The sequence below is a fragment of the Maribacter taeanensis genome, assembly GCF_047345145.1.
GTDB lineage: Bacteria > Bacteroidota > Bacteroidia > Flavobacteriales > Flavobacteriaceae > Maribacter_C.
Map to the genome: position 1 here is coordinate 58226 of NZ_JBLFER010000002.1, position 24904 is coordinate 83129.

At 37.8% G+C, this 24904-nt stretch carries 12 protein-coding genes; 6 read left to right on the forward strand and 6 right to left on the reverse strand.

The features are described 5' to 3' along the window. The first annotated feature begins 1 nt into the window (after window position 1). The 6 genes from ACKWCD_RS06160 to ACKWCD_RS06185 all read left to right on the forward strand — a co-directional run bounded on the left by ACKWCD_RS06160 (window position 2) and on the right by ACKWCD_RS06185 (window position 16618). Complete coding sequence (locus tag ACKWCD_RS06160; protein ID WP_413983070.1) at window positions 2-736, forward strand: hypothetical protein; 735 nt, start codon at window positions 2-4, stop codon at window positions 734-736. Between the two features lie 39 nt (window positions 737-775). After that, complete coding sequence (locus tag ACKWCD_RS06165) at window positions 776-5695, forward strand: hypothetical protein (RefSeq protein WP_413983071.1); 4920 nt, start codon at window positions 776-778, stop codon at window positions 5693-5695. Window positions 5696-5697: 2 nt separating this feature from the next. After that, entirely contained in the window at window positions 5698-7791 is a 2094-nt protein-coding gene (locus ACKWCD_RS06170; protein ID WP_413983072.1) for a fibronectin type III domain-containing protein, read from the forward strand. Between the two features lie 11 nt (window positions 7792-7802). Next, complete coding sequence (locus ACKWCD_RS06175) at window positions 7803-14093, forward strand: T9SS type A sorting domain-containing protein (protein WP_413983073.1); 6291 nt, start codon at window positions 7803-7805, stop codon at window positions 14091-14093. Between the two features lie 188 nt (window positions 14094-14281). Beyond that, a complete protein-coding gene (locus ACKWCD_RS06180) occupies window positions 14282-16084 on the forward strand; it encodes a M61 family metallopeptidase (protein WP_413983074.1) in 1803 nt (600 codons plus the stop codon). Further along, window positions 16085-16618, forward strand: coding sequence for a GNAT family N-acetyltransferase (locus tag ACKWCD_RS06185; protein ID WP_413983075.1), 534 nt, complete (start codon window positions 16085-16087; stop codon window positions 16616-16618). Between the two features lie 14 nt (window positions 16619-16632). Here the strand turns inward: ACKWCD_RS06185 and ACKWCD_RS06190 are convergent, their stop codons facing one another. The 6 genes from ACKWCD_RS06190 to glmS all read right to left on the reverse strand — a co-directional run bounded on the left by ACKWCD_RS06190 (window position 16633) and on the right by glmS (window position 24763). After that, complete coding sequence (locus tag ACKWCD_RS06190) at window positions 16633-17211, reverse strand: hypothetical protein (RefSeq protein ID WP_413983076.1); 579 nt, start codon at window positions 17209-17211, stop codon at window positions 16633-16635. A gap of 10 nt (window positions 17212-17221) precedes the next feature. Then, window positions 17222-17827, reverse strand: a complete 606-nt coding sequence (locus ACKWCD_RS06195) for a DUF3575 domain-containing protein (protein WP_413983077.1) — start codon at window positions 17825-17827, stop codon at window positions 17222-17224. 97 nt (window positions 17828-17924) lie between these two features. Continuing rightward, window positions 17925-18203, reverse strand: coding sequence for a F0F1 ATP synthase subunit epsilon (locus tag ACKWCD_RS06200; protein ID WP_413983078.1), 279 nt, complete (start codon window positions 18201-18203; stop codon window positions 17925-17927). A gap of 71 nt (window positions 18204-18274) precedes the next feature. Then, window positions 18275-19783 carry a F0F1 ATP synthase subunit beta gene (gene atpD / locus ACKWCD_RS06205; RefSeq protein WP_413983079.1) on the reverse strand — a complete coding sequence of 503 codons (1509 nt, stop codon included), beginning with the start codon at window positions 19781-19783 and terminating at the stop codon, window positions 18275-18277. A 178-nt stretch (window positions 19784-19961) separates the two neighbouring features. Beyond that, entirely contained in the window at window positions 19962-22715 is a 2754-nt protein-coding gene (locus ACKWCD_RS06210; protein ID WP_413983080.1) for a TonB-dependent receptor, read from the reverse strand. Between the two features lie 200 nt (window positions 22716-22915). Then, the gene (gene glmS, locus ACKWCD_RS06215; RefSeq protein WP_413983081.1) at window positions 22916-24763 is read right to left on the reverse strand and encodes a glutamine--fructose-6-phosphate transaminase (isomerizing); all 1848 of its coding nucleotides are present in this window, start codon (window positions 24761-24763) and stop codon (window positions 22916-22918) included. Between the last annotated feature and the right edge of the window lie 141 nt (window positions 24764-24904).

Here is a 24904-nt window from a genome sequence, read left to right on the forward strand (position 1 = left end):
TATGAATTTTTACGAGCTAAAAACCGATAGACGTTCGAATAGTGAATGGAACTGTTTTCTTTCTAATGAGGAAAACCAAAAGTACAATATTATAGAAAGTTTAGAAGCTGGCTCTAAGCTTCAGTTATCAAATGGTGAATTGCTTACGATGAATTTAAGAAATTCTCTTAAAGACGATGGAACTAGAAAGGAAATCCCATTCGAAGCAGACCTAATTAATTGGTTTGATGATATAAGCCTAAATACATATAAAACTTTTGCGGCTTCGGTAATAATTATTAGTTCGAAGTTTAAAGAGTTTTTGTCAAAATTTACCTTACCGAATCATTCATACTATAATTTGAGAATAATTAATGCAGAAAACGAAAGTAATACAACAAACTATTTCATGTTGCATATACATGGGAATATTTCAGATTTTACGGATTTTTCAAAATGCGAGTATACTTATACAAAGTGGGAAAATGATAGTTTTATAAAATTGGAAAAAGGTTCGTTTAACTCATTAGAACAATTTCAAATAGCTGAAAAAGAAGCATTCGAAAATGATAAAACTCAAATAAAAATATCTTCCCGAGTATTGACAGGAAATTTTGATATAGTGTGGGGCTTTACTAACTGCTTGCGTGTAAATGAACAGGTAGATTGGCAATTAAAAAATATGGAGCTAAAAGGAATAAAGACTAAAATTTTCAAGGATTATCACATTATCAATAAGTCTGATTATTCCATTTAATAAAAAGTACAACAATAAGTATTTCATTAACCAAGTAGTATGAATAAAAACTACATACATATCATCTTTATCCTCTGGGGTAGCCTACTCTTGGCAAGCCCAGCAATGGCCTCTTTTGAAAACACAACCACTTTTGAAATAGAAACACTTACAATTTCAAAAGACACGCTAAACCCAAAAGAAAAAGACACGGTCAAAACCCGAGTAGTTGCGAAAGACCCTTTAATGGCACGCTGGCAAAAAGAAAAAATAGCCAAGATTGAAGAGGTGCCTGTAAAGGTGGTCACCGACAACAAATTCAAAAGCTTTCCTGAATTAGAGAAGTACACTGAAAATTTAAACGATGGCATTTTAGGCAGACTTTCAGAGTTTACAAAATCTTATGTAGAAGAGCTCAAATCAAAAGCTAGAGCCAAATTAGACAACAACTCAAAAGAAGTTTTAGAAGCCGGTGAAAATGTCTTCAAAATTTTAGATGAAAACCAAAACTTTATAAATATCATAGGCGGTCAACAGGTAGTTGAAATGCCTGTAGGCATCAAAAAAAGTGTTTCAGATAATTCTGATATCACATTAGGTATTGTTCGTATGGAGTACCACACCAACTACACCGTTGTTGATATGTTCGCCAGATTGAACTTAGGTGAATTAGGCGTTGAAAATTTACTTTTCGCTGCTAACGATGTTAAAATATCGAAAGATGGGGGTATTTATGGTGAAGCGCGTTTGACCTTATTAGAAGATGCTTATGTGGGCCAAAATGGTGGACAATGGTTATTTATTTTCAAAGGAGGCAAAGACCCTAAAACAGGCAAAGGCAATGGTGCAACCTATCTTGATATAGATTGTGAGGGCAAAGTAAAAAAAATAGGCTTAAACCTTGACGTAAGAATAGCAAAATCAGTCGCGATACCCATTAAAGATGATGGAAGTCCTGAATTTCCTAATAGTGTAACACCAGGAACGGGGGAATCGCCAAGAGATAATGATACGTATCTCGGTACCTCTTTTGCCTTAGAAACTGATGAGCTTGGTGGTTTACTGATAGAGCTTGACCTTCCCATGTTTCAATTAAAAGCTTTACCGAATTGGGGCTTTAAAATGGAGAAAACGGTTTTAGATTTAAGCGATACCAAAAACTCTGCAAGTATTAATTTTCCTGAGATTTATAGAACGCAAGGTCTTTTACAAGGCAATGATAATCTCTGGCGTGGTTTCTATTCTAGTGAAGTTCGTGTATTGTTACCTCCCGAATTCAAAAAGAAAGGCTCTTCTGAAAGAATCGCTATTGGCGCTCGTGATTTGTTGATTGATAATTTCGGAGTCTCAGGTGATTTCTATGCTACTGATGTATTGGATATCAATGAAGGTGATGCTAGTAAATGGCAAATTTCAGTAGATTCTATAGGAGTCGATTTAAAGGTAAATCGATTTATAAAAGGAGGCTTTAACGGTGAAATTGTTTTGCCCATAAGTGATAAGAAATCTACGGGTGGTAAGTTGGCCTATAAAGGCGTAATTACTGCAGATCAGTACTATTCTGTAAATGTAGAAGCGGTTGAAGATGTGAGTTTTGACGTATTTAAAGCCAAAGCCAAAATTTTTACCGGATCTTATGTCAAACTCGAAGTTGAAAACAATCGTTTTTATCCTGAAGCCAATTTGACAGGGCTGATGTCTTTCAATGCCAAACAAGATGCGGAGTTCAATCAGTTTTCCTCGGAGTCACTTAATGATACTACAGCAGTTGTAGACCTAGAATTTGATGGACTTTCTTTTCAAAATTTTAAAATTCAGACCAAACAACGCCCATACCTTACTATAGAATATGCAGGTTTCAAAGACGATATTAAACTGCCAAAAATCGCTGGTTTTGAGCTCGGTTTTTATGATGTCAGTATAACAACTGATGCTGAAGAAAATGCAATTTTAGCTTTAAATAGTTACATAAATCTTGATAGCGAAGGTATTCATGGTGATATACGCTTAAGCGTTATCGGGGAATTAGACGAAGGCGATTTACTCCAATGGAAATATAAAGAAGTTGACATCAGCAGAGTTGATATTGATGTAAAACGAAAGTCTTTTGAGTTTAAAGGTTTTGCAGAGTTTTTTAAGGACGACCCCGTTTACGGGCAAGGTTTTGCTGGCGGCTTTGATTTAAACCTAACCAGTATTGAGATAGAAATAGGAGCCCGTGCCCTTTTTGGTAATACTGGTGATTACAGGTATTGGTTCGTAGATGCCCATGGTCGGCCTACAAAATCGAATAGCACCACTTTCAAAATTTTTGATTTAGGCGGTGGGGTATATCACCATATGCGAAAAGCGGGCATGAACGAAGATAATGTAAAATCGATGTCAGGTATCGATTATCAACCCGATATTGATACAGAAATAGGTTTTAAAGCCCTTGCTGCATTTGAAGTAAAAGAAACTTTCACAGGTTTGGTAGCCATAGAAATGGCTTTTAATTCAAAAGCTGCTGGCGGTGGTGTTAGTAGACTAGGGTTTTATGGTGGGGCTATGTTGATGCAAAGTAATTCTGGCGGAGGTGAAGGCGCAAATAGCGGCGGCAATCCGCAATACCCGTTTGGTAGTCTAGATGACATGCAAAAAGAAGTAGCTAGCAAGGAAGAATTGCTAGGTAATTTTCATGAAATGTCGATAGACAAAGATGGCATAAAAGCTTTTTCAGATGCCATTTTTCCAGATTTATTGACGGGTGAAGAACTTTTCGCGGCTCAAGTAGGTATCGATTTTGATTTTAGAAATCGCACCTATTGGGGCATGTTTGATGTATTCTTAAATGCGGGAGCTATCAAAGGGGAAGGCGAAAAAAATCGTTTGGGATATCTTGAGTTTTATAATTCTCCAGACGATTGGTACATATGGGTGGGCACCCCGAAAAAACGATTTGGACTTAAAGAGATTCCCATAGGTCCGTATTTAGCAAGTTTTAACCTGTACTTCATGACAGGTACAATTTTAGAAGACCCAGCTTTACCGCCTCAAAATGTTATTGACATTTTACACCTAACGGATGAGGAGCTAATGTTTGGAAGAAATTTTGACCAAGAGTTAGCAAGAGGAGTTGGTTATGCCTTTGGTGCAAAATTTGAATTAGGCATGGGCTTCGATTGGGAAATCGTTTATGCAAAAGTAGCCGTTGGTGCAGGGTTTGATTTGATGATGCGTGATTTTGGAGATGCGCAATGTAAAGATAGAGACGGAACCATTGGTATGGATGGCTGGTACTCCATTGGTCAAATGTATGCTTATTTGCAGGGTGAAATTGGCGCTCAGGTGAAGTTATTCGGAGTCAATAAACAAATACCTATACTAAGTGCAGGAATAGCCGTTCTGGCCCAAGCTCAGCTACCAAATCCGGTTTTTATTAAAGGATATGCTGGTGTAGACATAAAAGTTTTAGGCCTAATTAACATTCACGCAAGACTAAAAGTTGTTATTGGTGAACCTTGTGAAATTATTGGTAAAACAGGTATACAAGACTTGGTAATGATTTCCGATATAACACCTCGTGATGGTCTTACCGATGTAGATGTTTTTGATGCTATTCAAGTGGCATTTAATGCCCCCATAGACAGTGAAATTCCGTTCACCGATGATCAAGGTTCAAAAACATTTCGAATAAGTCTAAAGGATATAACAATTACGACAAACGGTGAAGAAATTAAAGGTTCATATAAGTTAAACAATGAAAAAGATGTATTGATATACAACTCAGATGAAATCCTCCCACCAGAACAAGAAATAAATGTTTTAGTACGTGTTTCCTTTGATGAAAAAGTCGGAGGTAATTGGGTAGCCGTTGCGAATGAGGGTGTGCCTGTAATTGAAGAGAAAGAGGTAACCTTTACCACAGGGGATGCCCCAAGAAAAATACCGCATAAGAATATTCAGTATATGTATCCGGTAGTAGACCAGCAGTATATGCTTCCTAAAGAGGCAAATGCAGGTTTTGTTCAATTAGACAAAGGTCAAGAATATCTATTTGGCAATGGTTTCAGTGATGAATTGTACTTTATTGATGAGAGCGGAAATAAAACAAAAGTTAATTTCAGTTACAATACTGCTGAGAAAAGATTGAATTTCGATTTACCAGATTTAAATAATGAACAAAAGTATACCTATGCACTTATTACGCTAAACCCGGGCGATGGTGATGAGGGTCAGGCAATGACAGCAGTAGAGTTCATAGAAGTCTCTGAAGATTTGGAAATATCCAATAATACCTTAACGGGTAGCGCTTCAAATGATGCATTTATTAGTCGATTGGATTTTACTTTTAAAACAAGTCGATATGATAATTTTAGTCAGAAAATAAGATCCATTAAACAAAAGAATAGTTATATATATCTTGACACCTACCCTGGCACCGGAGAAACGGTTTCTAGTGTGGCTTATCTATCTATAGGAACAGAAGAGTTTGAACCCTTTGGCATAAATGACCTAACAGGAACAAATTTTACGCAAAATAAGCCCCTGATTGAGTTTGAGGCTTTGACTACAGATGATTATTATAAGGAAGAAATTTATCCATTGCTTTACAGGGAATATCCCCTAGATTCTGATATAACATTGTCAAGAAATGAGGCTGAACTTGGAGTTCCACCTTTAAAATCTATCAAATTGATTAACACGTATCTGAATTACGCCACCCACCAACCTGAAAATGTATTGTTAAAGACACTATTCCCATATAGGTGGCATTTGCCTATTGCTTATTACTTAGATTATCAAGAATTACAATATAAAATCAATAATCGTTACGCAAGATATGGTGAAATTCAACCGCAGTATGACAACTATTCTTACTTAATAAAAGGTCTGTTTCCATTTATTAACAAAGAGAGCTATCAAGTTAGATTTAGTTATGTATTACCGAATGGTGTAAGTCGTAATTCTGAAATTATTAACTACACGAATACATATTAAAAATGAAGAATTTAGTACAATACATTTTATACCTAATTTGTTTTTTGCTACCTAACTTTAGCGAAGGTCAAGATCAAATTGACGAAAATGTAGCTGAACCCAAGATTGTCATAAAAGCTAGGGGTAAACAAAATTCTGTCCTTCTGCGTTGGGGAGTTAACGATAAATTTGTTTGGGAAAATGGTAACAAATATGGCTATATAATTGAAAGAGCTACCATATTAAGAGATGGAAAACCTGTTTCAGATGCGCAAAACACGATATTAACTGGAAAACCAATCAAACCCAAACCTCTTGAAGAATGGCAAACTTTGATAGAGGAAAATGATATGGCAGCAGTTGTTGCACAAGCTCTTTATGGTGAATCCTTTAATACGAATAACCAAGGGATAAATAGTGTATCACAAATAATAAATATTAGTTCTGAAACCCAACAACGATTTGCTTTTTCAATGTTTGCAATTGACCAAGATTTTGAAGTGGCACAATATGCTGGGCTAGGCTATGTGGATTTAGATGTAAAACCAAACGAGCAATATCTCTATAATATTAAAATTGCAGCCCCAGAAGAGCTCAGTACACCAAAAGAAACTGGTTTAACAATATCACTTTCTTCTAAAAACATATTACCCAAACCATATGATTTTGTAGGCTACTACTACAATAACGCTTTTATTCTTATCTGGGAATACGACGATTTAATACCCTATTATAATGCCTACGATTTAGAAAAATCTGAAGATGGCTTGAATTTTCAGAAAGTAAATAAAGTGCCAATAACTAAATTATCTGACACGAACGTATCTGGCATCTCATTTACTGATAGCATACCTCAGTATTCAAAAAAATATTGGTATCGGATAAAGGGGAAAACTATTTTCAATGAAGTAAGTCCGGCGTCAGATACCGTTAGTGTTATTGCTTATAAAGAACTCCTGGTTGCCCCCGAATTCAAAGAAAATACGATGGTCTCTGATCAGGAAGTAATCCTTAAGTGGGATTTCGCTCAAGATGAAGCATGGAAATTAACTGGCTTCGACCTCTTACGAGCAAATAAAGCTCCGGGACCCTATATTATTGTCAATGAAAATTTGAACCCTGAGCAAAGAAAAATAACTTACACACAGCTTCAAGATATTAACTATTTCAAGATAAGAGCAAAGGGAATTGCAGGTGACAATCAAGATTCCTCTCCAAATATGATTCAACCAATTGATTCGATTCCACCGAGCAGACCAATGGGTTTAAGAGGAATAATAGATACTTTGGGAGTTGTAAAATTGTCGTGGAATCAAAACACAGAACTTGATTTAAGAGGGTATTTAATTTTTAAAGCGAATCGCCCAAATCAAGAATTTACCCGATTAAACAAGCAAGAGCTTAGCGAAGCAAGTTATACTGACACTGTTAATCTGAAATCGTTCAATGAAAAAGTATATTATAGAATTGTTGCTGTCGATAATAGGTATAATGAATCTATACATTCAGAGATTTTAGAATTAAAACGACCTGATAAGATTCCACCCGCAAATGCCATTTTCACAAACTATGAAATCAAACAAGAAGGGGTAATATTAATGTGGGAAAATAGCCCATCTCAAGATGTGGTTAAGCATATAATCTATCGAAAACAAATTTCAAATACAGAACAAGTTATGTGGGAAAATATTTTTGAAACTGATGATTCTGCAGCAAATGAATTTGTTGATGCCCAAGCAAAACCTGAGAACAAATATTTATATACCATAGTCGCAGTAGACAATTCTGGATTAGAGAGCGAACCAACACCTCCAATATCCATCAACACACTACCCGAACTTATTAAACCGCCTGTAAAAGGATTATATGCAGATGTAAATCGAGAGCGTGGAGAAGTACGCTTAAGCTGGCGTTACAAAGAACCTAACGTACAAGAGATACAGATTTATAAAAAGGAAGTTGGAAAAGAATTTAGTCTATTGACAGTTTTAGACGTTAATAGCAAACAATTTTTAGATCAAAAACTCTCACCAAATAGCATATATAGCTATGGAGTAAAAGCTCTTTTTTTAGACGGCTCAATTAGTGAATGGAGCCAAATTGAAGTAAAGTATTAAAGAAAATAGCTATGAGAAAGATACTTATTTTGTTTATTTTGATTTTGACGCCATTTGCTTTTGCGATTGCCCAAAATCCTCCTGAATACACCTATAAAGTTGAATTGTCTTACCGATTTGAAAATTTAGGTTTTACAGAAAGGGGGTTTGTAGCGATACCTTACAATGGAACAAATACTCCTTTAGGTCCAGCTTTAATAAGTGTAGATTTTTTTGGGCCTGGCACTAAAACTGTAACCGTTGATGATGTCATTACTTATAGCCGAGAAATAACTAATTTTCAATACCGATCTTTTGGTGACACTAGTTGTACTCCTCCTTTTGGTGGTGGACCTCAATTTACATCGTTTTCAGGATCGGAATGTACTTTTGTGAACATCGGTTTTTCCACATGCATTTCAGTGAACCCTGCATCTTTTCCAAATCTAAATAAGTTATTTCTTGTAGAAAATTTCGCAGATCTTAACCCTGGCCAAAACGCTATTAAAGAATGTGAAGGTAAACAAATCATAATATCTAGCCACTGTGGTTTCAGATATAGCTTAGTGGCTATTTATAATGGAGTACGTACCCCTATTCTGGAATATGGTGAACACCCAAGAGTTTATCAACTCCAAAAATCTGATTTACCTTCAAACATTGGAAACAATGTATTTGATTTGCAGGTTGAGTATGTCGACAACCCAAATTTAAATGTTGGTTCCACCGATGTTTCTGTTCGTAGATCCTATAATTTTACCGCCTGTGCACCAGAACTTGATGGTCCTCCAGTTATTACTAACCCTACATGTTTTGAAGCTACAGATGGTTCTGCGAATATTACATTAGTAGATGACTTTCCAACGGGTGAACAAATGGCTATTAGTTTACTTAGAAAAGTTGGCAATGCGTATGTCCCTGTTACCGAAGTCCCTCAGGTAACAGTAACTGAAACTAATTTTACTAACCGCTCATATACTTACAATTTTAATGGCCGAACACCTACAGGCACTTATATTCTAAGATTCTTATTTGGCAATAATGGTGATGATCAAAGGGATAGTGCTGAATTTCCTATAACTGAACCAAGTGCTTTGAATTTTGCAGAAACTGTAAATAATACTAGTTGCGAAGGTACGGTAGATGGCTCTATAGAAGTTACTCCTCAAGGAGGAACAGGCCCTTACACCTATTTTTTGACTCCTGATGGAGGTAGTGAAACAACATATTCAACCAGCACAATTCCGACTCTAGCAAGCGGTAATTATAGTTTGCGCATTAGGGATGCTAATATGTGTTTTAGTACCTCAAAAGACATAACTATTCAAGCAGATTCAAGTTCTCCTGAACTCGATTTATTTGATACAGTAACCAACCAGTTTGACACATTCCCTTTTGGAGAAGCTAGAATTACTCTGGGCACCATCTCTGGCGGCGACGGTAATTATGCCTTTAGTTGGACACGTATACCTGATAATGGCTTTGCCGAAACAACACGTAATTTGACTAATCTAACTGAAGGAGAGTATACCGTAGTAATTACAGAAGATAACGGTGCGGGGTGCGAGTCTATTCCATATTCGTTTACCATTAATCCTTTTACTGCTCTTTCTGTAACTCTAGATAATCCCTCACCCGATTGTATAGATGGACAAGTACTTGTAACAGCAACTGCAGTTAACGGAGTAGGAACCTATTTGTATCGTTGGTTTAGAATAGACCCAATTAATGGGGAAGAACTAATTCCCGGGGAGACGGGCAGCACTATTTTTGTACCCGTAGGGGAATATAAAGTCGAGGTTACTGATGGTGGTTCTGCTATGGATACTGCAACAACTATTATTAGTGTTGACAATCCGTTAACAGTGACCGAGTCAAATATAACTGATGCATTATGTGCTGGAGAAAGTTCAGGTCGAATTACCTTAAATATATCTGGTGGGGCAACCCCATATCGCATATTCTGGGATGGCTCTAATAACCAAGGCCTTCAAGACAATACCACCTTAGCTGCTGGAGACCATACCTATGAAGTATTTGATGCAAATGATTGTTCTGTTACTGGAGGCCCAATTACTATTGGTGAACCAACAAATTCTCTTGAAGTCACAGGTGTCAAAATTGACGTAACAACGAATATGGGGAGTGATGGAGTAATTACATTAACCATTATCAATGGAACTGCACCTTTTCAATTTAACTGGGGAAAACTAGATGCTGATGGTGTGAACTACTCACCGTACAGCCCTGTTCAAGGTGCTAACCCTCTCCAATTTACTGGTTTTGTAGAAGGAACCTATCAGGTTACTGTCACAGATGGAACAGCCAATGCTTGTACTGCAACATTAGTTAATCCAATAACGATTACCGAGCCAGGACCTCTAAACATTACCGATGTTCAAATTCAAGAAGAAATTTCATGTTTTGGTCAAATGGATGGTGAAATAGTCGCAACGGTTACGGGTACATCACCCATAACTTTTGAATGGCGATTAAACGGGGTTCCATTTAGAACACTTATAGATGACAATGTTTTAACTGGACTTGGGCCTGGGGATTATCAATTATTTCTAAATGACGGCTCACTACCAAATCCCAGAGAGAGTGCCATTATAACCTTAGCTCCAGTATCTGAAATCCTAATAACTCCACCTAACATTACCCCAGTCTCTTGTAATTTGGGAAGCGATGGTAGTATTACGGTAAATGCAAGCGGAGGAACAGGCGCTTTAAGGTATCAAATAACAGGTAGGGCAATTCAACCCAGCCCATTGTTCGAAAATCTTTTTGCAGGCACTTATTCAGTTACCGTATTCGATAGCAATGATTGTTCATCAACCCCATTTGATGTTGAAGTACCTGAACCAACCTCTCTCCAAATTACGGGAGAAACTATAACCCCAGTAACAACTTTTGGAGGAAATGACGGCGCAATAACTATTGTGGTAGAAGGAGGAAATCTACCTTATACATACGAATGGACAGGGCCAAATGGATACACAAATGATATTCAAAATTTAGAAAACCTAGAAAGCGGATTATATTCTGTTGTTATTCGAAGCGTGGGAAATGGCGGAGGAATAGATAATTGTTTTTTTGCCCGTAGTTTTGAAGTTCCAGAACCCGGTGCCCTATCCGTAACCATAGCAGACCAGCAAAACCCATGCTTCGGTGAAACCAATGGTAGCATAACCGCCTCAATCGCAGGCACTGGGCCCTACACCCTTCAGTGGTCAGATGCATCAGGTCCATTAGCTGGTGAAACAGGACTTACATTGACAAATATTGGCGAAGGCACTTATACCCTGAATGTAATTGACCTAGGTTCAATGCCAAATGCTGTAGGTAGTAGTACTCCTGTCCTTCTTGTAGAACCACAAGAAATCACCGCAGATATCAACACAACACCAAGTTGTACCGATAATGACACGGGCACAATCATAATTTCAAATGTTCAAGGCGGCGAACCCGATAATCTACAAGACTATACCTATAGCCTTGACGGAATGGACTTTCAAAATCCGCCACTTTTTGAAAATCTAGCTCCAGCTACCTATTCTGTTTGGATACGAGATGGCAACGGTTGCGATTTAATTCGATCGGGAATTACTGTAGACACATCCCCAGAAATTATCTTTGATGAACCGAATACCATAGTAACAAACGCAGGCGCACAAAATGCCAGTGATGGAAGTATAACATTAGCGTTTACTAGTGATGCAACAAATTACACTTATCAGTGGAATGGCCCAGGAACGGTTAACGAAACCACTCAGAACCTAGTTGGGAAAGCAGCTGGAGTATATACCGTCAACGTAACAAATGAAAATGGCTGTTCACTAGAACGTATTTTTACGATTGCTGAGCCAGGTCTTCTTGAAATAACGGTCACAGGAAGTAAAAACCCATGTTTTGGAGAAAATAACGGAAGTATTCAGACTACGGTTAATGGAACCGGCAACCTTAGTTTACAATGGTCGGAAGCTGTTCGAGGTGATTTGATTGGTGAAACCAACGAAAACCTTAACAATGCGCCTCAAGGAACATATACGCTTACCGTTACTGATAATGCGGTCAATCCGCCTAATATAGTAGCTAGTGTCCCAGTTACACTTAGTGATCCAGCTGCAATCTTAGATGCTCAAGCTATTCCTACTGATGCGCAATGTGCTGGTGAAGCAAATGGCGCGGTTACGATTAATGCAAGTGGTGGGATACCACCTTATGAATATTCTATTGATGCTGGTATAACGTATCAGGCGCAAGCTACATTTAACGACTTAGGCTTGGGTACCTATTCCATTCGAGTAAGAGATAGCAATGACTGTATTGCCGATGCTCCGTTTACCATCAATGAACCACCAGTTATCACTTTAAGTTCGACGGCCACTCCACTAAGTGCTGCCGGTTCTGCAGACGGTGCGATCGATATTGCGGCAAGTGGTGGTACCGGTAATTTAAGTTTTAGTTGGGAAGGCCCCCCAGGTTTTACACCAACTACAAACGAAGATATTTCAGGTTTGACTGCCGGAGATTACACAGTAACAGTAACAGATGAAAATGACTGTACGTTTATATCAAACCCTATTACAATTGATGAGCCCGGTGCCATTATAATCATGCTTACGATCAACGAGGAGATTCTTTGTAATGGAGATGAATTTGGAGAAATCATGGCAGACGTTCAAGGTGGTGTTCCCGACTATACCTATCAATGGTTTCAAGAAGGCAATAATACACCTCTAGCTGAAACCACAAACTTGTTAAGCAACCTTAGTGCAGGCAACTATTTTTTAAGAGTTACCGACGCAAATGGCATAGTTCGAGATTCTAATACGATTCCACTTACTGAACCTAGTGACTTGGAAGCGACACTCCAAAACAAGATAGATATTGTATGCAGTGGTGAAGCTAGTGGTAGCATAAATATTAGTGTTCTAGGCGGTACCCTTCCATATACATTCCAATGGAGCAATGGGGCTACCTCTCGAAATTTAGCGAATGTCGAAGCTGGTGATTATTTTGTAGAAGTATTTGATAACAACGGTTGTTTTGACCTATTAGAAGTAACTATAAACCCTGCACCAGATGCCCTTCAAATTGACGCAACAGTATTCAATACTTCAGAATATTTGGCCAACGACGGAAGCATTGCTCTCGACATTACAGGCGGTGCAGCTCCCTATACCATAAATTGGACAAGAGATTCAGATAACACTCCTTTAGGAGATACTGTAACCATTTCATCTCTTTCTGCTGATACATATACCGTTTCCGTTTCTGATACGAATGGATGTAGCGTAACGGAAACCTATGAAGTTACCCAACCTGATATCGTTGAAGATACTATTGTTCAGCCTAGCTGTCAAGGCGATACCAATGGAAGTATTTCGGTCATTGTCAATCAAGGGAATGGTTCTTTTACCTATCTCTGGAGTACAGGTGAAACTACAAACACCATTACAAACTTAGGTGCCGGTGAGTACTCTGTTACCATTACAGGCTTTGGCAACGGACCTTTAACACGAACTTATACCCTCATAGATCCATTGCCTCTGGAAGTAGATTTGGGTTCCAATCGGGTACTTTGTGTTGATCAAGTACTAGAACTAGATGCTACTGTAGAAGACGAGACAGCGACCTACGCATGGACATCAGATACCGGATTCTCAAGTTCGTCTCCCAATGTCACCTTAAACGCAACAGGAAACTATACGGTAACCGTACAAACGGCTTCTGGCTGCACCGCTGTCGGAACCCTATCTTTAGAAGTTAGTACGGACGAAATTGATGCAGAATTCGCCTTATCAAGTCAGGTGTTTACCGGAGAAGTTTTAGTTGCCGTAGATATTAGCTTTCCACTTCCAGAAGTTATTGAATGGCAGGTGCCAGAAGGAGCTACTGTCGTAAAACAAGATTCTGATGAAGTCGAAATGATTTTCGATCAAGCAGGCGAATATGAAATTACAATAGTTACCAAGCGAGGTGATTGTATTGCACAAAAAACCAAAAAGGTATTAGTTGTCGCAAAAGATGGCAGCGTCAATCAAGATGATGATCCGAGTAGGTTGGTTGAAGATTTTATCATTTATCCGAATCCGACTACAGGTCGATTTACTGCAGACGTCTCTCTTACCGAAAGGGGCAATATAAGTATAAAGGTCTTCAATTTTGCCAATAATGCCTTAATGGCTTCCGAAAGAGGAACTGGCGATTCGTCGTATAGTATTCCTTTTGATATTTCAGGTATGCCCACTGGAGTTTATGCGGTACTTTTAGAAACACCCTATGGTACTTCGCTTCAAAAGATAATTGTGCGATAAGTTTTATAGAAATCGTATTTGGGTGTTCCTTTGGCTAAAGGGCCAAAGTCGGGCTTTCGGCTTTATCTTAAAATGCGCTTTCAGGCATTTCAAGTATACCACCTCTATCCCTAACACAAAAGCTGTGGTCACGATTTCGAAATACAAATGGAAGAATTGGTATCTTAGTTGACAAACTACTTTCAACTATGAAATCATTCTTTTCAGTTCTTCTTTTCGGTATTTCAATACTTGGTTTTTCTCAAACCAACACCTATGAAATTTCCTTCGAAAATGCCGTGCACCATGAAGCAGAGGTAAAAGTTACCTTCCCTGAAATTAAGAGAGATACCCTTTCTGTTCGAATGAGTAGAACCTCCCCTGGGCGATATGCCCTTCATGAATTTGCTAAGAATGTATATGCGGTAAAGGCAATCGACGGAAAAGGAAAAACATTGAAAATTACTCGCCCTAGTCCTTACGAGTGGCATATTACGGGTCATGACGGTATTGTTCATTTGAGTTACACTCTATTTGCTAATCGCGGTGACGGCACCTATTCACAAATTGATGAAACGCATGCGCACTTGAATATTCCTGCTACTTTTATGTATGCTCCAGAGCTAAGTAATCGAAATATTAAAGTGAATTTTAAGCTTCGTGAAGACTTGAATTGGAAAATAGCCACACAACTACCTTTAGTATCAGGTTCAACCCATAGTGCTCCCAACCTATCCTATTTTATGGATTCCCCTACCGAACTAAGCAATTTTCACTTGCGAAAATTTCAACTTGGTTCTGAAAACAGCAAACAAACTATTCAATTAGCCTTACATCATAACGGTACTTCAAAAGAAACAGATGAATACTTTGAAAAAGTAAAAAAGGTAGTCACTGCGGAAAATGAGGTTTACGGAGAGCTTCCCGTTTTCGATTATGGAAAATATACGTTTCTAGCCTGTTACATTCCAAATGCCTCCGGAGACGGAATGGAGCATCGCAACTCTACCATTCTAACAAGTACTAGAAGCTTAGCGGAGGGTGGAATGGAACGCAATATTGGTACTGTATCTCACGAGTTCTTTCATGCTTGGAATGTAGAGCGTATCCGTCCAAAATCATTACAACCCTTTGATTTTGAAGAGGCCAATATGAGTGGAGAACTCTGGTTTGCTGAAGGATTTACCAGCTATTATACCAATCTAATTCTATGTAGAGCAGGTATCGTTAGCCCTGAAAAATACGTTGAAGGATTAACCGGGGCTTTTAATTACGTTTGGAATTCGCCAGCAAGACAGTTTTTCAATCCCATTGAAATGAGCTATCAAGCGCCATTCGTTGACGCTGCAACCTCTGTTGATCCTGTGAATCGTGAGAACACCTTTATATCTTACTACTCCTACGGTAGTGCTTTAGGCTTAGCCCTTGATTTATCTTTAAGAGAAAAAGGACTCAACCTTGATGATTACATGAAGCTTGTATGGACAAACTATGGCAAAAATGAAGTCCCATACACCGTGGAAGACCTTCACAAGACACTAAATGCCTATGCTGGAGAATCCTTCGGAAACAACTTTTTCAACGGCTACATCTATAAAAGCGGAATGCCTGATTACAAAAAATTATTGGCCTCTGTTGGGGTTGCATTACAGCAAAATACGGAGACTCCTTATTTTGGAGCTAATATTAGAATCAAGGATTCCGTCGGAAGTATTCAACGAAATGTGAAAATAGGGAGTCCGGCCTACAAAGCAGGATTAGAGAAAGGGGATGTTATAACTACAATTAATAACAAGCCGTTTACCAATGATCAAAAGTTTGATGACGTAATCAAGCAATATGCAGTAAGCGATACACTTTCTATAAGGTATAAACGGTTAGGAGTTGAAAAAACAGCAATAGTAACTTTAGAATCTGATCAGACATACGAAATTCTCTTTTCAGAAAAAGTGGGTGTGTCACCTTCAAAGCAAATACTAGCAAAAAGAAAAAGTTGGCTTAAAGTGAAATAAATGAAGATTACTTATTCACGGGTATCATCTGAAGATGAACTATATCAAATTTTAGCCCTTCAGAAAAAAAATGCCATAGACGCCGTATCATCTGCCGAAAAAAAGAACGAAGGCTTCGTTACCGTTTCACATTCTTATGCCATTCTAAAGCAAATGAATGATGCTTGCCCACATGTGATTGCCAAAGATGGCGACATAGTTGTTGGTTATGCGCTAGTAATGCTAAAGGAGTTTCGAGATGAAATATCTATTCTCTCAGCCATGTTTGAAACGGCGGAGGAATTGCTAGGTGGTAAAAAATTTCTAGCGATGGGCCAAATATGTATTTCTAAAGCATACCGCAAACGGGGCATTTTTAGAGGGATGTACAATTTCTACAAAGAAGAGTTACAAGATGAATTTGATTGTTTGCTTACTGAAGTGGCAACAGACAACCAGCGTTCATTAGAAGCACATAAAAGTACAGGGTTTAAAGTGCTTAAAACTCAAGTTACCGATGGTATCTCATGGGAATTGATAAGCTGGGATTGGTAGGCAACAAAAGTTCGTTACTCCAGTACTTCAAATTCAGTATCTAGTCTTCCGTCTACCGAAAAGCTGTGATAAATACTAATCTGCACTTGTTCAAAGTCATAAGGACTTTGAATATAAATATTGTCAAAATCAAATCGGAACAGACCATCCTCAACCAAAATAATCCCAACAGTAGTTTCATAAGAATCTTGAGCTTCATTTAAACCAACGGAAGTTCCATAACCGCCGTAATAATAAAAAGTGTCTAAATCTCTTTTCTCGGCAACAACAAACTCTTCGTCTATATTTATAGGGCTAAATCTATTTTCTAACTCAGAGAACTTCTGAAAATCAAACGAGAATGAGAAGTGTTCAGCTTTTGTGGTTTCGAAAATGTCTACAGGTTCGTCAAAACCTTCTTCCGCCAGGTATCTGCTAAATCGCAAGTCAAAAAAGATAGTGTCACCTACGTTATATTGCTTTAAGTTTTCCATCGAAATAGCATCTTGAATATTTAGGGAAACAGTTCGCCCAAATCCGCCATCATCGTTAGAAAAACAGCCAACTAATAGTAAACAAAAAACTGTAACTCCAACTCTAATTTTTATATCCATAATTCAATATTTAAAATCTATAACCCACACGGATTCCCGTTCGAACTACAGCACCGTTTAAGAAATAGAAATCTACATTAAAATTTGTGCGAATACCGAACTGCGCTTCTAGAACGAGTCGCTTATCTAAGAAAAGAAAACGGTATCCATAACCAGCCCCGAGACCTCCAACAGAATAGGTTTTCGTACCAATTTGATATACTCCAAAACCAGCATCATTAACCGTTCGTACAACTCGCCCAGTTTCCTCAACCTGACTGATAGAACCAAAAAGCTCTACGAAATGACTTTTGTTTTGAGCTCCTTGAAAATACAGCCTCATATAAGGCATTATTTCATAAATGGTCTTATACTCAAAATAACTGGATCCTGTACTCAAATCAGATCCGCGCTCTCCATAGACTGCACCCGCCAATCCAATTGCCCATTTATTGGCCACAGTTCTTTCGTAATTGAAATCAAAACTTTCGAAAATGGGCAACATCAAGTTCGTTGACACCTGATTTTTATAAACTATAGAATCTCTTTTTTCTTGGGCATATGAAGAAATACTACATAGAAGAAAAAGCAAAAAAGAAAGTTTATGAATACTTTCTAAGAACTTTGGTTTGATCATTAAAATATTATTTTGTCGAATACACTACTTAGACAACTGAGTACAAAAAAACCCGACTTTTACATCAGGTTTTTAGTGTTATGTTTGAATGAAGGAATTAGTCTGCTAAAACAATCACCTTATTATCTTTCATCTCAATAGTACCACTTGAAATGGCTAAAATTGTTTTTCCATTAGCATCTGTAGAAAACTTACTTTCATAAGCTTCATCAATAGAAATATTCCCATCAATCTGAACATTTCCTTCTTGAAGTAAAGAAACGATTGGTGCGTGATCTTTCAACATTTGAAACTCTCCATTGATTCCAGGAACAGTAACAGAAGTTACTTCTCCGGCAAATAATGTTGCTTCAGGTGATACGATTTCTAAATACATAATTCTAGTATTAAGTAGTTAGTACAAAGTAATAAGTACTTAATACTCATTACTTAGTACTCTGTACTAATTTAGGCTTCTGCTAACATCTTTTCTCCAGCTTCGATAGCTTCTTCGATGGTTCCTTTTAAGTTAAAGGCAGACTCTGGCAGATGGTCTAACTCTCCATCCATAATCATATTGAAACCTTTGATAGTTTCTTTGATATCTACCAATACTCCTGGTATACCAGTAAATTGCTCAGCTACGTGGAAAGGCTGTGACAAGAAACGTTGTACACGTCTTGCGCGACCTACTGCCAATTTATCTTCTTCAGACAACTCTTCCATACCTAAGATGGCGATAATATCTTGAAGCTCTTTATAACGTTGTAACAACTCTTTTACACGTTGTGCACAAGCATAATGATCATTTCCTAAAATTTCAGCAGTAAGAATACGAGAAGTAGAATCTAAAGGATCTACCGCTGGATAAATACCAAGCTCGGCAATCTTACGAGATAGTACTGTAGTAGCATCTAAGTGAGCAAAGGTTGTCGCCGGTGCGGGATCGGTTAAATCATCCGCAGGTACGTAAACCGCTTGTACTGATGTAATAGAACCTCTTTTGGTTGAAGTAATACGCTCTTGCATAGCTCCCATCTCTGTTGCCAAAGTTGGTTGGTAACCTACCGCAGAAGGCATACGACCTAAAAGTGCCGATACCTCTGAACCTGCTTGGGTAAAACGGAAAATGTTATCTACGAAGAAAAGTACATCTTTACCTTGACCTTCACCTGCTCCATCACGGAAGTATTCTGCTATGGTCAATCCTGAAAGCGCAACACGCGCACGTGCTCCAGGAGGTTCGTTCATTTGACCGAAGACGAAAGTCGCTTTCGAATCTTTCATGGCTGATTTATCTACCTTAGATAAATCCCATCCGCCATCTTCCATAGAATGCAAGAAATCATCTCCGTATTTAATAATACCAGATTCTAGCATCTCACGAAGCAAGTCGTTTCCTTCACGTGTTCTTTCCCCTACTCCTGCGAATACTGAAAGTCCACCATGACCCTTTGCAATATTGTTAATCAATTCCTGAATTAATACGGTCTTACCAACACCTGCACCACCGAATAAACCAATCTTACCTCCTTTTGCATAAGGCTCGATCAAGTCAATTACTTTGATCCCTGTAAATAAAACTTCTGTAGTAGTGGTAAGGTCTTCGAATCTTGGAGCATCTCTGTGAATTGGAAGTCCGTCTTTACCAGCTTTCGGCAAATCTCCTAGTCCGTCAATAGCATCTCCAATTACATTAAACAGACGTCCATAAACATCATCACCTATTGGCATTTGAATTGCAGCTCCTGTAGCAGCAACATCAGTTCCTCTACTAAGACCATCGGTAGAATCCATAGAAATGGTTCTAACAGTGTTCTCACCAACGTGCGATTGCACTTCTAAAACTAGTTTTGAACCATCTTGCTTATCAATTTCCAATGAATCATAGATTTTTGGAAGTTCATCTCCTGATTGAAATTCTACATCAACAACTGGCCCGATGATTTGAGAAACTTTACCTGTAACTTTTGACATTACTACTTTATTTAGGAATTAAGATTTTTATTCTTTAAAAAGCAGCACTAAATACGGCTGATTTTCAGGCTGCAAAGATATGATATTACTCTTAAATTGAAAACTACTTTCAGTTCTTTTTTGGCATAAAAAAAGGCAGCTGAAAAAGCTGCCTTTAATTTTATAAAATTCGATTTACTTATGGATTTATCGTCCAAGAAAGATAATAGATAGAACCTATAAGGCCAGTACCTACAGCTGTGAAATATTCTTCCCCTAAAAGGTTAGATCCACCTAACTTAAAAACTGACTTAATACTAGGAACACCATAACTGATTTGTGCATCAAGAACACTAAATGAAGGTACCGTACCATCAGCAAATGTGTTTTCCCATTCATATTCATCACTCCATCTATAATTAATATTAAATCCGAAATTCTTGAATAGCTCCGTATTACCAAAAGAAGCTTTCACTTTATGTTTTGGTGTATTGAACTGTGTTCTGAAATCAGGATAAGCCTCTTGATTAAAATCTAAATCAGCAAAAGTGTAACTAGCACCTAAATCAAAATTACCTAAGACCTTAGTATCAACTCCTAAAATTACCCCATAAGACTCGATACCAGCTTCAGAGTTCGTATAGGTTTGATAGGCTTTAAAATCGCCATTCTGTAATGCCAATAAAGACAATGCTCCATCACCCGCTTGACCATATAGAGGAACAAGTGTTGTTACGTTTGAAATGAAATTAGTGTACTGATTGTAATAACCGCTTAAGTCAATAGCCGTCTTACCGAACTGAGCACGATAACCCACTTCAAATGCAGTAATTTCCTCAGGTTTTACCAATCCGGTATTAACGGCAGTTGGAGCTCCTGCAGATACTGAGGCTAATGAAAATGCATTTTCATACGCTGCTCTACCTACAATAGTTGCAGTTTGCTGACCTGTAACAGCAGCACCACTTGCACTCAAATCAAATGTTCTAACATCTCTATCTAAGTTATCAGGTGCAGAACCCACTAAAATAGCACGCCCAGCATTCAAACCAATAAACAAATCTTGAGTTGTTGGATTTCTAAAACCTTGTTGAACAGATGCTCTAAAGTTTTGGTTCCTATTCTCCCCTGCAGTAAACACCGCCGAAAGACGAGGCGAAAAGAAGCCATCGAAAAATTCATTCTTATCATAACGAATAGAACCTGTAAGTTTCAAACGTTCATCGATAAGTTTCTTTTGAATTTGAAGGTAAGCTCCAAATTCGCTGTATTTTATCGGACCGTCAATATCTGTAAATATTGTTCCGCCAGAATCTAATGAGTATTGTCTATACGAACCTCCTATTTGAATATCAGCAATATCAGCTGTTAGATGACTGAAGTTATAATTCGCATCAGCATGTCTCAGACTTGTTCTATCAATGAACTTAGCACCAGTTGTTAAGTCACCATCGCTTGTAACCCTATTAAAAGCACTTTGATATCCTGGAGTTCCTGGCACCAATCTACCTGTATCTGCTTGTTGTCTTGCAAAAGCATGTGCTGCCGTTTCATCTAATCTATTTCCTCCTGTAAATCTCCCTAATCTTGCTCCTATAAAAGCTCCAGTATATTCAGTAAACCACTGTAGATCTGATTTCCAAGATCTATTGATATTGATCGCCGCAAAGCGAGTATCATAAGAATCTCCAGAACGTTCTGTGGTAACATATCCTCTAACAAAGAAGTTATCGTTTCTCACTTCTAACTTATGCTGTTGCATAATAAAGTTTTTCAGTGAGTATCGGTTAGCACCTTGATATAAGGTATTACCACGACCAACACGAGCATTGTATACAATCTCAAAGTCATCTGCAAAGGGCTTATAGTGCACCGAACCATCAAACTTTACACTTTCTGCTTCGTAATTCGCTAAATCAACTTCATCATAACCTGTTCTTGATACATATGCAGAACCAAGTGTTCCAGGAGCCAAATTAACAGGGGTGTCAAAATTCAAAACAATACCTACTTCATCACCATAAACATTAAGTCCGTCATAAGCTGGATTTTCTCTAGTTCTACTTGGATCCGCTAAATCAGTTCTATTCGCTGCATGCCAGTCTTCACCTTTGAGTATAGACAGGTTAGCTTTTACCGCAAATTTATCACTAAAAGCGTGTGCACCTCGAACTCCTATATCATAATAATTATTGGTTCCTGCCGCCTCTTGAGAAGTAACACCGCCTTTGACATAAGCACTTATACCTTGATAGTCAAATGGATTTTTACTACGCATAAAAAGAATACCATTGAAGGCACCAGCTCCATAAAGAGCAGAAGATGCACCTGGTAATATTTCAACGCTTTGTACTTCAAGCTCTGACATACCAACCAAGTTACCAACAACAAAGTTTAAACCTGGAGCAGAGTTGTCCATTCCATCAACCAACTGTAAAAATCTAGTATTCGCAAAAGTGGCAAAACCTCTGGTATTGATTGATTGGAAAGTCAAACTGTTGGTGTTTACGTCAACACCTTTTAAGTTTTCCAAACCTCCATAAAAAGAAGCCGCAGTTGTATTTTTAATTTCTTTTAATCCAAAACGCTCTACAGAAACTGGAGATTCAAATATTCGTTCAGGAGTTCTAGAGGCAGAAATAACAACCTCGTCTAAGAAAGTCTGTGTCTCATTCAGTACAACCGTAATCGTCTGATTATTTTCAGTTACATTCTCAGTTGCGTCTGAATAACCAATACTAGTTATTTTTAACTGAAAGGGGGGTACTTCCGATGTTTCCAGCTTGAACAAACCATCAAAATCGGCAGTAGTTCCAATTGCTTTTCCAACAATCACAACATTTGCCCCGGGGATTGGTTCGTTGTTCTGATCAACAACTTTTCCGTTTACTGTAGTTTGTGAAATGCCTGTAAATCCACATAACAGCAACGCTATAAACAGTAGTTTTCTCATGTTAAGTTTAAGTTAAATTAGTTTGAGGGCAATATACAGATTTTTTCATACTCAAAATCATAAAATGAAAAAAATTATGCATGCATAATACTTTTTCCATAAAATGCCCAGATTGATTTTAGCAATATCTTAAAAATAACAAAAAAATAAGGCCTTGGACAATTCCAAGGCCTTAAACTTCCTTATATTCTTTGTAGTAATTATTCTACTGTTACCGACTTTGCTAGATTTCTAGGCTGATCAACATTACAATCTCTCATTACAGCTATGTGATAAGATAACAACTGCAGTGGAATCGTGGTCAGTAAAGGTGTAAGACTTTCTAAAGTCTCAGGAACTTCAATAACATGATCCGCTAACTCTGTAACCTGCTCATCACCCTCAGTTACAATTGCAATAATTTTTCCCTTACGGGATTTTATCTCTTGAATGTTACTTACTACCTTTTCATAATGTCCTTTTTTAGTGGCAATTACAAAAACTGGCATCTGCTCATCGATCAAAGCAATTGGGCCATGTTTCATTTCTGCTGCTGGATAACCTTCTGCATGTATATAACTTATCTCTTTAAGTTTTAGAGCGCCCTCAAGAGCGACAGGGAAATTATACCCTCTTCCTAAATACAAGCAATTTGTTGAGTCTTTATAGACTTCAGAAATAATTTCAATCAGTGGGTTTGACTCCAATGCTTTTTCAACTTTACTTGGAATGGCTTCAAGCTCTGTTAAATATTCATGAAACTTCGACTCTGAAAATTTACCTTTCTCCTTTGCCAGCTTTAATGCGATTAAAGTCAATACTGTAATCTGAGTGGTAAATGCCTTTGTGGAGGCTACACCAATTTCAGGACCCGCATGAGTGTAAGCCCCTGCGTGAGTCTCTCGAGCAATAGATGAACCAACAACATTACAAACTCCGAAAACAAAAGCTCCATTTTCCTTGGCCAGTTTTATAGCGGCCAAAGTATCTGCGGTTTCACCAGACTGTGAAATAGCAATTAAAACATCTTTATCAGTTATTACAGGGTTTCTATATCTAAATTCTGACGCATATTCAACCTCAACAGGAATACGTGCTAAATCCTCAAAAATATATTCGGCTACTAAACCTGCATGCCATGATGTACCGCATGCAACGATAATAATACGATCGGCATTCATGAATTTCTCTAAATGCTCGTCGATGCCAGCCATTTTTATTATGCCTTGATCGGCGCGCAATCTGCCTCGATAGGTATCCAATATGGCCCTTGGTTGTTCGTATATCTCTTTGAGCATGAAATGATCATAACCTCCCTTTTCTATTTCCTCCAAATTCATTTGAAGTTCTAGAATATTGGGATAGGCAATCGCGTCATCCTTTATTTTTCTTAGCTTGATTTCTTTTCCAAGACGAATAATTGCCATTTCTTCATCTTCAAGATAAACAGCATTATTTGTAAATTCAATAAATGGTGAAGCATCTGATGCAATGAAGAATTCATTATCTCCAACTCCGATTGCTAGTGGACTACCTAATTTTGCAACTACAATTTCATCTGGTTTTCTCTGATCAAAAACTGCTATGGCATATGCCCCAACCACTTGGTTTAAAGCTATCTGAACCGCTTTGCCTAATTTTACATCTTCAGTTTTCTTTACTTCTTCAATAAGGTTTATTAAAACCTCTGTATCTGTATCAGAATGGAATTCATAACCCCTCTTAACCAACTCCTTTTTAATAGACTCATAATTCTCTATGATTCCGTTATGAATGATAACTAAATTACCAGAATTGGAGTAATGCGGGTGAGAATTTACATCATTTGGAACCCCATGTGTGGCCCATCGGGTATGTCCTATACCAAGCTTCCCTTTTGTAGAGATTGTACTTTCTGCTTTTTTCTTGAGATCTTCTACTTTCCCCTTAGTTTTAGCTAAGTTTATTCCGTTACCATCAAAAATGGCAACTCCTGCACTATCGTATCCTCTATATTCTAGTCTTTGAAGTCCTTTAACAATTATTGGATAGGCATCTCTATGACCAATGTATCCTACAATTCCACACATAAATTTTGATTTTATTGGGGTATATTTCTAATTCAGCTGCAAATTTACGCACACTTTTAACAGTAATCTACCATTATAGATGTAGAACGCAAAATTTCTTCAAGTGGTATAATCAGTCCTAGAATTTGTACCTATTAGGTA